This is a genomic window from Chitinivibrionia bacterium, from assembly GCA_009779925.1.
Lineage (GTDB): Bacteria > Fibrobacterota > Chitinivibrionia > Chitinivibrionales > Chitinivibrionaceae > WRFX01.
Window position 1 is genome coordinate 1 of sequence record WRAZ01000049.1, and the last position, 13,407, is coordinate 13,407.

The 13,407-nt window shown below is 40.1% G+C and carries 16 protein-coding genes and 1 pseudogene; 12 read left to right on the forward strand and 5 right to left on the reverse strand.

All coding sequences use genetic code 11. From position 1 onward, the window contains the following. The 5 genes from FWE23_10275 to FWE23_10295 form a co-directional block, all read right to left on the reverse strand. On the reverse strand, window positions 1-238 hold a 238-nt coding region (locus tag FWE23_10275), incomplete at its 3' end, for a hypothetical protein (protein ID MCL2845814.1). Further along, the gene (locus tag FWE23_10280) at window positions 228-629 is read right to left on the reverse strand and encodes a hypothetical protein (GenBank protein ID MCL2845815.1); all 402 of its coding nucleotides are present in this window, start codon (window positions 627-629) and stop codon (window positions 228-230) included. The genes FWE23_10280 and FWE23_10275, both read right to left, overlap by 11 nt. Next, a complete protein-coding gene (locus FWE23_10285) occupies window positions 586-1,371 on the reverse strand; it encodes a M23 family metallopeptidase (protein ID MCL2845816.1) in 786 nt (261 codons plus the stop codon). Before FWE23_10285 ends, FWE23_10280 begins: the two co-directional genes overlap by 44 nt. 100 nt (window positions 1,372-1,471) lie before the next feature. Next, window positions 1,472-1,801: a hypothetical protein gene (locus tag FWE23_10290; protein ID MCL2845817.1), complete on the reverse strand. Its 330-nt coding sequence runs from the start codon at window positions 1,799-1,801 to the stop codon at window positions 1,472-1,474. A gap of 56 nt (window positions 1,802-1,857) precedes the next feature. Next, entirely contained in the window at window positions 1,858-3,054 is a 1,197-nt protein-coding gene (locus FWE23_10295; protein MCL2845818.1) for a hypothetical protein, read from the reverse strand. Between the two features lie 68 nt (window positions 3,055-3,122). On the opposite strand from FWE23_10295, the gene FWE23_10300 reads away from it, so the two are divergent. The 12 genes and pseudogenes from FWE23_10300 to FWE23_10355 all read left to right on the forward strand — a co-directional run bounded on the left by FWE23_10300 (window position 3,123) and on the right by FWE23_10355 (window position 13,052). Beyond that, the gene (locus tag FWE23_10300) at window positions 3,123-4,205 is read left to right on the forward strand and encodes a sigma 54-interacting transcriptional regulator (GenBank protein ID MCL2845819.1); all 1,083 of its coding nucleotides are present in this window, start codon (window positions 3,123-3,125) and stop codon (window positions 4,203-4,205) included. Continuing rightward, on the forward strand, window positions 4,192-4,611 hold the full coding sequence (locus FWE23_10305; GenBank protein ID MCL2845820.1) for a YbgC/FadM family acyl-CoA thioesterase: 420 nt from the start codon (window positions 4,192-4,194) through the stop codon (window positions 4,609-4,611). Before FWE23_10300 ends, FWE23_10305 begins: the two co-directional genes overlap by 14 nt. Then, window positions 4,601-5,875, forward strand: coding sequence for a tRNA (N6-isopentenyl adenosine(37)-C2)-methylthiotransferase MiaB (miaB, locus tag FWE23_10310; protein ID MCL2845821.1), 1,275 nt, complete (start codon window positions 4,601-4,603; stop codon window positions 5,873-5,875). Before FWE23_10305 ends, miaB begins: the two co-directional genes overlap by 11 nt. A 136-nt stretch (window positions 5,876-6,011) precedes the next feature. Further along, window positions 6,012-6,836: pseudogene (locus FWE23_10315) on the forward strand (Bro-N domain-containing protein). Window positions 6,837-6,860: 24 nt separating this feature from the next. Next, window positions 6,861-7,454, forward strand: coding sequence for a class II aldolase/adducin family protein (locus FWE23_10320; GenBank protein ID MCL2845822.1), 594 nt, complete (start codon window positions 6,861-6,863; stop codon window positions 7,452-7,454). A 537-nt stretch (window positions 7,455-7,991) separates the two neighbouring features. Beyond that, window positions 7,992-8,807 carry a formylglycine-generating enzyme family protein gene (locus FWE23_10325; protein MCL2845823.1) on the forward strand — a complete coding sequence of 272 codons (816 nt, stop codon included), beginning with the start codon at window positions 7,992-7,994 and terminating at the stop codon, window positions 8,805-8,807. 183 nt (window positions 8,808-8,990) lie between these two features. Then, on the forward strand, window positions 8,991-9,593 hold the full coding sequence (locus FWE23_10330) for an HRDC domain-containing protein (GenBank protein ID MCL2845824.1): 603 nt from the start codon (window positions 8,991-8,993) through the stop codon (window positions 9,591-9,593). Then, window positions 9,593-10,168 carry a hypothetical protein gene (locus FWE23_10335; protein MCL2845825.1) on the forward strand — a complete coding sequence of 192 codons (576 nt, stop codon included), beginning with the start codon at window positions 9,593-9,595 and terminating at the stop codon, window positions 10,166-10,168. Before FWE23_10330 ends, FWE23_10335 begins: the two co-directional genes overlap by 1 nt. After that, complete coding sequence (locus FWE23_10340; GenBank protein MCL2845826.1) at window positions 10,168-10,302, forward strand: hypothetical protein; 135 nt, start codon at window positions 10,168-10,170, stop codon at window positions 10,300-10,302. The genes FWE23_10335 and FWE23_10340 overlap by 1 nt, the downstream gene beginning before the upstream one ends. A 208-nt stretch (window positions 10,303-10,510) precedes the next feature. Continuing rightward, a complete protein-coding gene (cimA, locus tag FWE23_10345) occupies window positions 10,511-12,106 on the forward strand; it encodes a citramalate synthase (protein MCL2845827.1) in 1,596 nt (531 codons plus the stop codon). A gap of 64 nt (window positions 12,107-12,170) precedes the next feature. Next, the gene (locus tag FWE23_10350; protein MCL2845828.1) at window positions 12,171-12,659 is read left to right on the forward strand and encodes an Abi family protein; all 489 of its coding nucleotides are present in this window, start codon (window positions 12,171-12,173) and stop codon (window positions 12,657-12,659) included. Between the two features lie 102 nt (window positions 12,660-12,761). Continuing rightward, window positions 12,762-13,052 carry a hypothetical protein gene (locus tag FWE23_10355; protein ID MCL2845829.1) on the forward strand — a complete coding sequence of 97 codons (291 nt, stop codon included), beginning with the start codon at window positions 12,762-12,764 and terminating at the stop codon, window positions 13,050-13,052. Window positions 13,053-13,407: the final 355 nt, after the last annotated feature.

Genomic DNA, 13,407 nt, shown 5'->3' on the forward strand with positions numbered 1-13,407 from the left:
CCATAATTATACGCTGAATGGCGGCGTTCATTTGCTCAAACAAAAAAGGGTCGTGTAAGTTTTCGAGGGCGGGATTAAAAAAATCTTTGCTCTGTTCAAAGTCGGCAAGTCCTCGCCCCACAAGTATTTGAGCGAACATTGTCGATACGTTCAGCGCGCTTTCAACTTTGGAAACGAGTTTTTCATCGTATTCGCGAAGAATTATTTTTTCTTTTGGTTTTGTATATTTATTCGTCATTATTTGTTCCTGTCGCAAGCAAGGTTTCTCGTATTTCCGATAAATCTGCCTGCCATTTTTCCGGATTGTTCATATATTGATTTATTATTTGTATTGCCTCTTCGCTACTAAATTCCGTAATTCTTAAAAGTTCTCGAAGTAAATGCGCGTATCCCTCTTCTCGAAACGTGTGAAATCTTTGGTTTAAAACAACTATTCCCAAAATTAGCTGTTGCCTTTTTGTCAGCAAATCGCTTTGAATTCCGATTGTAAAAGGCGATTGCGTATCGGCTCTGCCTCTTTCTCTGCGAAAATTATGCGGTCTTTGCGGCGCTGTCTCGTTTTCGACAAAGGCAAAAACAGCGCTGTTAATTGCCATAAAGCAAAGTAAAATTATATAGTAGCGGGTCAACGTAAACTCCGTTTCTTATTATGGAAAAATGTAGGTGAGGACCTGTTGTCCAACCGCTTTGACCTACTGTGCCTATTTGTGTTCCGCGACTTACATTTTGTCCGGCTCTTACTAAAATAAGACCTAAGTGCGCATAAAAGGTCTCGTAATTATTAGCGTGCCTTATTCGTAAAGTTCTGCCGAAATATATATCGTCTCGCACAGCAGAAACCACTCCGTCGGCAGGGGCGTATATTGGCGTATTAAGTTCGGCGGCAAGGTCAACTCCGAGATGAGTTCGCATTGCTCCCGTAAAAGGGCATAGCTGGTCTTCTTCGGCGCTGAACGCTCTCTTTAAAACAATTCTTGCATTTTGCATAAATGGAAAAATCAATGGGTAATTTCTGAAAATATTGTTTTGCGTAGAAACATTATCGGCTATTTCGGCAAAATATTCCAAAATTGAATTAGAATATTCCAAAAGACCGCAGACCGAAAACTTCATTATCACAGAATTTTCCAAATCCTTCATTTTAGCTGAACGTAGGGGATGCAAAAGTTGGGAATATTGCTCTAATCTTTCTTCCAAAGCATCATTGTCGTTAATGTTTTTCTTTAACCGTTCTATTGCGTCGGATAAAAAATTGTTTCTATCCTGCGTTATCTCTATTCTTTGCGACAAAATTCCGGGCAATTCTCTATATTCCTTGAAAATATAAATCCCTATTACAACGAAAGCGATAATCACAATGGAAAATAACAAAATGAGCGCTCGTAAAATTAAGCTGCCCCACTTTGTTTTTTTATTGTGAAGAAAAATTATTTTCGGAAATTTACCACTCAAACTAAATGCCTGCTACTTTCTACTTGACTTCGCCGGCAGCATCGTCTTTATCTTTCTTTGCTTCTTCTTTTATTTTCTCAATTTCTCTGTCCAAGTCCTCGATTTCTGCCACCGATTTGTCAATTTCCTGTACGAATTCGTCAATCAAAGATGCGGGAATTGCTTCCTCTTTGCTGTCTTTCACATATTCGTACGCGCGCAAGCCCGCGGAAATATAATTTTTCTCAACTCTTCTTTTAAGAATAAGTTGGTCCATTTTGAGCTTCGCTATGCGTGAATATTGCGAAACTTTTTCTGCGGCGATTTCCGCGCCTTTTTGCACGTTCTTTTTTACTTCTTCCCAATCCATTAAAAACCTCCGTTTTATAAAGTTATTGTAATAAAATAATATATTGTTTATAACAATTACCGAAAAATATCTCTAATTGACGATAAAAGTGTATTTATCCCTCTTCTGAAAGTTTGGTCATCGAACGAAATAGAGATGTTTTCACCTTTGCCCGAGACGGATGCGCCTAAAAATCTTCCTTCATTTTGCGGAATGTCAGGAGTCATCGCTTCCCAAATTCCTCTTTCGATTATTGACCTCATAGCAGGCGAAAACCGAATGCCTGCCGAGAATCGATACTCTGAACTTTTAGGATAAAAACGCCCATCAGCTAGAATTGCGAAGCGAAAATTGTCTGCCATAAAGTCGTTAATAACGATTTTTGACGGCGAATATTTGATGTCTGCCGACACATTGGCAAAATCCAAACTGTTTATTCCGACAAATGCCAATGCTGACAAAATTTGCTTGGTAAACCTGTTTCCGCTGTCTCTGAAATTGTTTATGGAAACCGAAGCGCTTGCCTCAATATTTTTTATATTTTGAAGAAATTCCGCATTTAAAGTAAATTCGTCAGCGTAAGGGGTTATTTCTGCCGCCAAAGTTCCCGAAACATTCAAATCCGGAAATAAATTGCCGATTTCAATACCTCTTATTTCAATTTCTGGGTTTTGGAAAATTAGAAGACTGTCGAAAAAAAGGAACCCGTTAATATCGATTTCGCCGTTATCGGGTATCTGAAAATTAGAATTTATACTGATAAGCGCACTGTCGATAAGTTCTCCGCAGGCGCTGAAATTTTTTATTTCAAAACCGAAATCATTAAAATTATTTGCCGTAATTTCGTATTTTTGCGTCTCAAAAAATATATTGCCTTGCGCTTTGGTAAAAATTTGGTTTTCAGCGATTTTCAGGTCTATCCCTTGCAAAATTGCAATTTGTGAAAAGTTCTGCAAGTGAATTGTTTCGCCCATTGTAATTCTTCTCAAAACGGCTCTGATATATCCGCCGAAATAAAAATCAATACGGCAAGATTTTATCGTCGCGTTAAAGTTTTGCGAAAAATCACTGATTTGTATATCGCTGAACTCAATTTTGTTCGGGAATTTAGCCCTCGAATTGCGAATTTCAATGATAATTCCGTTTTTTTGCCCTGCTTCGACTATCCCTGCTTTCATTATTTTCAACGATTTTGGGACGCTTATAAAGAATATCGCCGTGAAAATACCTGCAATTACAAGAAAAATCGTACAAAAAGCTATAAGTTTTGACATTTGCTATCCTCAAAATAGTAATTTTACCTTAAAATTTTAATACAAATATACAATTTGGGGATATAAAAATGGCGTATTCGGATGAAAAAAATCGAGAAAATGATTACAAAACGCTTTTTGAGATGACCGGAAGCAGTCTTGCAATGCAAAAAGTTGTTAAGCTTTGCATAAAAGTTGCGCCGTCGTCGGCAAACATTGTAATGCTCGGTGAAAACGGAACGGGTAAGGAATATTTCTCCCAAATAATACATAAATTATCTAAATATGAAGGAAAATTTATTGCGATAAACTGCGGCGCAATTCCCGAAAATTTATTTGAAAGCGAGCTGTTCGGGCATAAAAGAGGCGCGTTTACGGGAGCAATATCAGATAAGGCAGGCGTGGTGGAAGAAGCGGACGGCGGAACGCTTTTTTTGGACGAAATCGCCGACTTGCCGCTTAATTGTCAGGTAAAACTTCTGCGTTTTATTCAAGAAAAAACATTTCGCAGGGTAGGGGATACCTTTGACAGAAAATCGGATTGCAGGATAATCGCCGCGACCAACAAAAACCTGAAAACACTGATAGAAGAAGAAAAATTTCGCGAGGATTTGTATTATCGGCTCAACGTTTTTTCGATAACTTTGCCGCCGCTTCGGGAGCGAAAAGATAGTATTCCGTATTTGATAACGCTTTTTATAGAGCAACAGGCGCAAGTACTAAATAAGCGATTTAGCGGATTTTCGAACGACGCTCAGTTTGCTTTTGTGGCGTATGATTATCCGGGAAATATCCGAGAATTAAAAAATATTATAGAACACGCCGCCGTCGTTAATGAAAACGGCATAATTTTGTTTGAAGATTTGCCCGAATACCTGCAAAAAGATATTGAAAAAAAATACCTCGACAAAAAAGGCTTAATAGAATACAACGACGAGCCGCTCGATTATTTGCCGAAATTTGAGAACGAGCATAATAAAAATACCGAGGAAAACCAAACCGGCGACGGCGATGAATTCTGCGTAAATTCTACGCTTACTTTAAGCGATGTCGAAACGGCGTATATTAAATTTGTATTGAAAAAATGTAAAAATAATTACACGAAAGCGGTTAAAATCTTGGGAATAAGCCGCTCGACAATTTGGAGGAAACTTAGCAATGAGTATAGTTAATGTCAGAATTTACTACGAAGACACCGATTTAAGCGGCGTTGTTTATCACGCAAATTACCTGAGATATATGGAACGCGGACGTACGGAGTATCTTCGCGAGCACCACATTGATTTGGACGATTATCACGCGGACGGAATTATTTTTGCGGTTACGGAAATTAAAATACAGTATCGCTTTCCCGCAAAATACGGCGATTATTTGACAGTGCAAACGGAATTGGAAAGCGTCGGCTCGTTTCAGGTGGCGTTTAAGGCGGAAATCTTTAATCAGGACGGGAAACTTCTTACGCGAGGTGTGGCGAAAGTTGTCGCGGTCGATAAAAATACGGGAAGCGCGGTAGTTTTGCCCGAAAAATTTACAAAAATCGCCGAAAAAATTTTAAGAGAGAACAAAGATGACGCATAAATATTTTTTGAAATCGTTCGGTTGCCAAATGAACAGCGCGGACTCCGAATTTATCACAAATCTGCTTATTGCCCGCGGATTTTCTGCGGCGCAAAACGTCGCGGACGCCGATGTTGTAATCGTTAATACCTGCACAGTTCGCGAAAAAGCAGAAAACAAGGCGGTTGCGCAAATAAGAGAATACGCCGCGCTCAAAAAAAAGGGCTCGCTTCTTTGGGTTATAGGTTGCGCGGCAGAGAGCGGCAGAGAAATATTGCCTAAAAAAATTCCCAAAATAACTAAACTTATAGGCGCGACAGAAATAGAATTTATAGAGGAAAAAATTGACGAATATCTTTTACCGCTCGGAAGTTTTGAGGCAGGATTGCAAAATATTAAATCCGAATGGAGTTCGCTTTTGCCTATCACTCGCGGTTGCGACAATTTCTGCACTTATTGTATAGTCCCGTACGTACGCGGGCGCGAACATTCGGTAAAATCGTTGGAAATTTTGGCGCAAGCAAAAAAAATGGTTGAGAGCGGCGCGAGTGAAATAACGCTTTTGGGGCAAAACGTAAATTCATATTTCGATAATGACGAAAATCTTGATTTTGCAGATTTGCTGACAAAAGTCGCCCAAACGCCAAACCTGAAACGTCTGCGCTTTATGACTTCGCACCCCAAAGACATAAGCCGAAAACTTGTGGAAGTTATAGCCGAAACTTCCAATATTTGCAAGCATATTCACTTACCCGTTCAGGCAGGCAACAGCGAAGTCTTAGAAAAAATGAACCGAAAATACACCCGCGAACAATATCTCGAAAAAATTGCTATGATACGCGAAATAATCCCCGCCTGCGACATAACAACAGACGTAATGGTCGGCTTTCCGAATGAAACGCAAGAGCAATTTGAAGAAACGCTTTCGCTTTTTGAAGAAGTACGCTTTTTGAATGCTTTTATGTTTGCATATTCCGCAAGAGAAGGCACGGAAGCGGCAAAATCGCCGAACCAAATCCCCGTAAAAGAGAAATCCGCCCGTCTTGCAAAACTCGTGGAACTTCAAAATAACATCGTAAAAGACATCTATTCGACAATGGTCGGGCGAGAATTTGAAGTGCTTTTTACGATGTCGCAGAGCAAAAAAGGCGCAAATTCGTGGGTAGGTCAAGACTTCGGCGCAAAGCGAATTCTGGTGGACAGTGATGATGATTTGGGCGGAAAAATTGCTAAGGTGAAAATAGTAAAAAGCACGGGAATGACGTTGGTTGGGGAGTTGGTGTAGCAAATATTTGCCTTAACTAAAGTGGGAAGGTTTTCAAAAATCGTGTGCTTTCTTATTTTTGAAATTATTCTGTTTCGCACCAATCGGCAAATGGTATTTTTGTGCCATTAAAGACAGGAAAAAAAGGGTAGATAATATGGAAAATAAATTACAGGCATTTGAAAAACATAATGTTCGTTCGATTTGGGACGAAGAGCAGGGTAAATGGTGGTTTTCGGTAGTCGATGTTGTGGGGATTTTAACGGAACAGCCTACACAGCGTGGAGCGACTTTCTATTGGGGAAAACTTAAACAGCGGCTAAAAGAAGAGGGCGCAAGTGAGTTGTTGACAAATTGTCAACAACTGAAATTGGAAGCCGCTGACGGCAAAAAATACCTTACAGATGTCGCCGACACAGAACAAATTTTGCGCTTAATACAATCTATTCCCAGCAAAAAAGCCGAGCCGTTCAAGATGTGGCTTGCAAAAGTCGGCAGGGAAAGAATTGACGAAGCAATAGACCCCGAACTTTCTATTGACCGCGCAATTCAAAATTACCGCAAATTAGGTTATTCGGAAAATTGGATAAATCAGCGTATAAAATCTATTGAGGTTCGCAAAGCATTAACGGACGAATGGGATAAATCAGGCGTAAAGCAAGGTGAAGAATACGCTTTTTTGACAGATTTAATGACTAAAACTTGGAGCGGAATGACTACCAAGCAATACAAAAATCATAAAAATCTGAAAAAAGAAAACCTGCGAGACAATATGACGAATTTAGAATTGATTATAAATATGTTGGCAGAGGCAACTACGACCGAATTGTCAGCAAAAAATAACCCGCAAAATTTACAAGAAAGCGCTTCTGTTGCCTACAAAGGCGCAGCAGTGGCTAAAAATGCCCGTTTGGAAATTGAACAACAAGGCGGAAAAGTTATTACTTCGCAAAACGCAAAACAACTTGGGCAAATAAAAGAGAAAAATGTTTTGCCGAACAACACTATGGACGAAGGCTACATAAAATACAAAGCGCAACACGAAAACGCTATCGATTTACCGTTTTCACCACTCGCTGACGAACTTATACGCGCGCGCGATTACCTATATACACTCGGTTTTGTCGGCGTTTATGATAACGGAATAGGTTTCGGAAATTGCAGTTTTCGCACGTCTGCCAACGAATTTGTAATTACAGGCTCGGCGACGGGTGAAATAAAAAATCTGTCGCGAAAAGAACTGTGTCTTGTCGAAAAATTCGACATCGAAAAAAACACAGTTTGGTCAAAGGGCGCAATTTCGGCAAGTTCGGAGTCAATGACCCACGGCGCGGTTTATTCGGCTAATGATAAAATTAACTGTGTTCTGCATATTCACAGTCGAAAATTATTTGACTTTATGAAAACAGGCGATTTCCATTTCACCGCCGAGAATATCCCTTACGGAACGCCGCAAATGGCGATTGCGGTTATGGACGAGGTAAAAAAAATCGGCGCGCCTCACGGAATTATGGTAATGCTCGGACACGACGAGGGTATTATTGCGTTCGGCGAGGACATAAATTCGGCGTTAGAGGAGATAAAAGCGCTTGCCGCTTAGAATGTTGCTTTATATAGGACGAGTTTATGAGAAGATAATAGAAGCGGAAACGTTGTATAAACAAAACAGAATTACTATTCCGCTTTTTTACCAAGTTTTCACAAAAAATAAAAAATCTTATCATTCCATCACGGGCAAGTATTATTTTACATCAGTAAACAAGGTTGTAAAACGAAAATTCTGTTGCGGAGAAGTTTCATTTTGCTTTGAAAAAAACAAGAAAAAATGGGCGAAAAAAATGCGGAAAAATTGGCAAAACACTACTAAACACTTGACTTTTGCGTTGGCGAAAACGTATTTTATGTCTATATTCGAGCCATTTTCAGAATTTAACAACTTCGGTCTTCGGTCTTCGGTCTTCGGTCTTCGGTCTTCGGTCTTCGGTCTTCGGTCTTCGGTCTTCGGTCTTCGGTCTTCGGTCTTCGGTCTTCGGTCTTCGGCGACTAATTACATCAAGAAATATATTTCTTTTGCGGGCGAGAATTTCTCGTTCAATAAATCATTGTTTTTATCAAATTTTTTTTAATAGGAGTGTTTATGTTTAAACATTTGTTGAGCGGGATATTGTTTATTTCGCTGTTGTTTTTGTTAGGTTGTTCAGACGATGGTAATTCCACGTCGGGCGGAGGAGGAGGCGGTGGCTTACAAGACGGCGCCACCAAAACAATAACCGCAGGCGGCACTTCAATAGAAGTTGCCTTTGTTTCGGCTGGAACATTTACTATGGGCGACAGAGAAATCGCCAATATTTGGCCAAATGTAAATGGTTGGGGAGAAGTCGAACGTCAAGTAATGCTGACACAAGGCTTTTGGATAAGTAAATATCCAATAACACAGGCGCAATATCAAGCGGTAATTGGAACAAATCCATCTTTTTTCAGCGGCAACCCCAACAATCCTGTGGAAAGTGTAAATTGGTTTAATGCAGTAGCCTTTGCTGAGGCAGTCGGCGGACGTTTACCTACGGAAGCTGAATGGGAATTTGCAGCTCGCGGTGGCAACAGAAGTCAAGGCTTTATTTACAGCGGTAGCAATAATTTGAGCGAAGTCGGTTGGTTTTGGGAGAATATTCCGACAGAGGGTACGCAACCGGTTGGCTTGTTGAAGCCTAACGAATTGGGAATTTATGATATGAGCGGTAATGTTTGGGAGTGGACTAGTGATTGGTGGAGCAATTTTGGAACGGCTTCTGTGGTAGATCCTACCGGACCTATTACGGGCTCTAACCGCGTGCTGCGCGGCGGCAGTTGGTTCATCTTCGCTGAGCTTTGTAGGGTTGCCTCTCGCTACAGCTACTTTCCTGATTACAGGTGGAACTACTTCGGCTTCCGTGTGGTGTTTCCCGCAATTTAAACGTATTGCCGAATGCAATTCGGCTTTCTTTTGAGTTGAAAAATCGGTTTGGCGTTATGTGGGCTCTGCGAGCGTGAGCCGCTGAGACCTCATTGCGCTAAACCGCCCCCGCCCGTAAGGGCGGTTTTTGGAAAGTCGGCTTTGCCGACAATTTTTTTTGAGTGTTTTTTTAAGGAGTATTTTATGAAATATAAAACTTTTGTAGTTTCTTGTCGCCCAAGTGAAGGCGTTCAACTTGACGAAATGGATAAATTTGTTTTGTCGCATAACATTGTGGATATAGAAAAAAAGTTTTATCAAATAGACGGCGGCGCGGCTTATTGGGCTTTTTGCGTTGGCTATTTAGACTACGGCACAACAAAACTACGCCAAAGCGAAAATACATTTACAGGCGGCGAAAAGCCCGATTACCACAAAATATTAGACGAGAAACAATACCAAAAATTTGAAAAATACAAAGAAATCCGCAAAGAACTAGCAAAAAATGCGGCAGTTCCGCCCTATACCGTTTTTAACGATTATGAACTCGCCGAAATAGCCAAATTAGACCTCCCCGACGAAAAAAATATAATTGAAATTAAAGGGATAAGCAAAAACAAAGCCGAAAAATACGGAAAAGTTTTACTGGAGAAGTATGCGGATAATGTAGGGGCAAAACATTTTTTGCCCTTAAACAACGAAATAAACAACGTAGGGGCGGGGTCTGCCTGCCCAAAAACACAAACAAACGACAATTTGGGCGGGCAAACCCCGCCCCTACAACATGCCCAACAGGAGTTGTTTTAATGAAACGCGCAGGCTTTCTAATAGAACAAATTGCTGACATAAACAACTTACATCTTGCGTTTTACAAAGCCCGCAAAGGCAAAGACTTAAAAGACGAAGTTATAGAATATCGCAAAAAATTTGATGAAAACATAAAAAAATTACATAACGAAATAATATCAGGAAAAGTAGATGTCGGAAATTATCATTATTTTAAGGTTTATGACCCCAAAGAGCGCACAATTTGCGCGGCAAGTTTTTCGGAAAGAGTTTTGCATCACGCCATAATAAACGTCTGCCATTATTATTTTGAGAAACAACAAATAGAAGACAGTTTTGCCACCCGCATAGGCAAAGGGCAATACGAGGCAATAAACAGAGCGCGATTATTTACGAAAAAATACAAATATTACGAGCAAAAATTAGCAAAAGGCATTTGGTCGCAAGAGGAATATTGCGCGCATATAAAACCGCTTTTCGCCTTTGTTGAGTTTGCAGATACATATAATTTAAGGAGGAAAATCGTAGGGGCGACCGTCCTCGGTCGCCCGTGCAGTCAAAATAAGGATATATTGCCGAGGGCTCTAACCGCGTAATACGCGGCGGCAGTTGGAACAACAACGCTGAGAATTGTAGGGTTGCCAATCGCAACAACAACAATCCTGAGAACAGGTGGAACAACAACGGCTTCCGTGTGGTGTTTCCCGCAACTCAAAAGAAAGCCGAATAGTCGATTTTCGGCAATACGTTTGAATAGGCATTTATCCCAACCGAGCAATCGGTTAAACAGAAAGGCAAGTTTTTGCCAATAGCGCAGTCGCTTAGTAGGTTTTGCCTCGAAAATCGACTGTGCTTTTTTTTAGCGAGGTGTTTTTTTTGCGGCGGTGGTTGGCGGCAAATATTATTTTACTGACGAAAATTAAATAAAAGGACAAAAAATGAGTGAAAGCATAAAAGTTTACGACACCACGCTACGCGACGGAAATCAGGCGGCGGGCGTTGGCTTGTCGCTTTCGGATAAACTGAAAATCGCCGAGCGACTAAACGATTTCGGCGTTGATTATATTGAGGGCGGCTGGCCCAATCCTACCAATCAGATTGACACGGCGTTTTATCGCGAAATTAAAAAACTTAATATAAAATCCAAAATTGCGGCTTTCGGCTCTACCAAACATCCTAAAACCAATATTGACGAAGACCCGTTTATCGGCGATTTGGTGGCGGCGGACACGGGAATTTGCACCATTTACGGAAAATCGTGGAAACTTCACGCGGTCGAGGTTATTCGTTGCACTCCGCAGGAAAATTTGGATATGATTGCCGAGAGTATCGAATATCTTTTGCAATACAAAGACGAAGTTATTTTTGACGCGGAACACTTTTTTGACGGCTACAAGGACGACCCCGAATATGCGATAAAAGCGCTTGAAGCGGCAACGCAGGCGGGGGCTTCCTGCTTGGTTTTGTGCGATACCAACGGCGGAATTTTACCGAGCGAATTTATACGAATATTTGAGAGCGTGAAGCAAAAAATAAAAGCGGATTTGGGCGTTCATTTTCATAATGATACGGGCTGTGCCGAAGCAAATTCGCTTTTGGCGTTGCAACTTGGCGCCACGCACGTTCAGGGAACTATAAACGGAATGGGCGAGCGTTGCGGAAACGCAAATTTATGTACGATTATTCCGTCGGCGCAGGTAAAAATGGGGCTAAACCTTATTCCCGCCGAAAATCTGAAGAAACTGAAAGAACTTTCCGTTGCGGTTTCGGATATTGCTAATCTTGGACACGGCGCAAATTTGCCATACGTCGGCGATAACGCTTTTGCGCATAAGGCGGGGGCGCACGCGGACGGCGTTCGTAAAAATTCGGTTTCGTTTGAGCATATTTCGCCCGAATCGGTCGGAAATTCGCGCAATTTTGTTGTTAGCGACCAAGCGGGGCGCGGCACGATTTTGGAAATTCTTAAAGGAATTCTGAACAAAAATATCGACAAAAACGACCCGATAGTTAATTCTGTTTTGGCAAAAGTTAAAGAAATGGAAGCAAAAGGCTATCATTTTGAGATGGCGCAAGGAACGCTGGAATTGCTTATCCGTAAAGAAATGGGCGATTTTGAGCCGCCGTTTCAGGCGCAATCGTTTACGGTTGTCGAAGAAAACGACGCTGATTTTGGGACATATACTTCTGCGAGAGTAAAAATCGCTGCAAAAAATACGAAAATCCGAACGGAAGCAAAAGGCGACGGTCCTGTAAATGCGTTGGACAATGCTCTTACGAAAGCGCTCGGCGAATTGTATCCGTCAATTAAAGACATTAAATTAACGGATTTTAAGGTGCGTGTTTTGGAAGGAAGCGCAGGAACGGAAGCGGTTGTGCGGGTGCTTATCGAATCGACGGACGGCGTAAATTCGTGGGGAACAATCGGCGTTTCCACCAATATTATAGAAGCGTCGTGGAATGCGCTTTTGGACAGCGTTTATTATAAATTATTGAAAGACGAATTTCAAAACAGAAAAGACGCATTCTCATAACAAAACAATAAAACAAAGAATGCAAAAAAAACACAAAAATTTCATTATAAATTAAGGAAAAATCGTGAAAAAAGCGACAACTTTGGACGAACAAATAGAATTATACAAAAACAGGGGCTGCGAATTAGATATGCCGATAGAAGACATAGAAAACATTCTTTTGGATGTCGGTTATTACCGCTTGGGATTTTACGCTTTTCCGTTTGAGGAAACATATCCGACAACAGAAAACCGAAGCCACCAATACAAACAAGGGACAAAATTTTCAGAAATAGTCATTTTGTATGAATTTGATTTTGCTTTAAGAACTATTTTGTCTAAATATATAAATTATATAGAAGTAAATTTCAGGACAAAATTGGTTTATTTTGTCTCGAATTACTACAAAGACAACCCCACTTGGTTTATAGACCATAAAATTATGACAAAAAGTTATATAGATAATTTCGACGGAAAAATATATAACGAAATAAGAAAAAATCAAAAAATTATACAGCGACATCATAAAAAATACATCAACGACAAATATGCCCCTGCGTGGAAAATGTTTTAATACGTAACTTTCGGAAATGCAATAAGCACTTATCAATCCTTATTTTGCAATGAGATAAAAGCAGATATTGCCGACAAATACAATATAAGAAACGAAAACGTTATGCTCTGTTATATCAGGGCAACGAGAAACATAAGAAATATGGCGGCACACAGCGGCGTAATGTTTGATTACAAACTTGAAAGAGCATTGAAAAACGGTCCTGCGTTGGCAATAAACAATGAAAACAAGAACAAGTTATATTCTGCAATACTGATTATGCAATATTTACTGAAAGGTATTTCTGAAAAATTATCGCAAAATTTTGAAAAAGAAATAAAAGACGTTTTCGGTATGCTGAAAAGCAACGAAAAATTAAAACAAATAGTAGAAAATTGCAGTGGATATTTCTAAAAAAACGAAGTTCGACTGCTTGAGCCGAACTTCTTTAACACATTTTTAAGTGCTGGATACTATGCTTGTTAGTATAAGCACTATAACAGTAATATACTATATTTCCAAATCCTTTGTCAAGATGTTATATGAAAATTCTGAAAAAACAAAATAATCCCCCACTCCGCTCTCAAATAAATATTATTTTCTCTCTGTTCTTTGATACAAAAAATGAATTTTTCATTTTCTCTGCCACGAATATAGCCAGTATTCAATTTTACGAGAAAATGAGAAAATGTATGTCTAACGGTTAGGCATACTCCTTTCTCGTTTATTTTCGGTAAAATAGGTTTTGGCTATAACCTCGTGGCTCGGA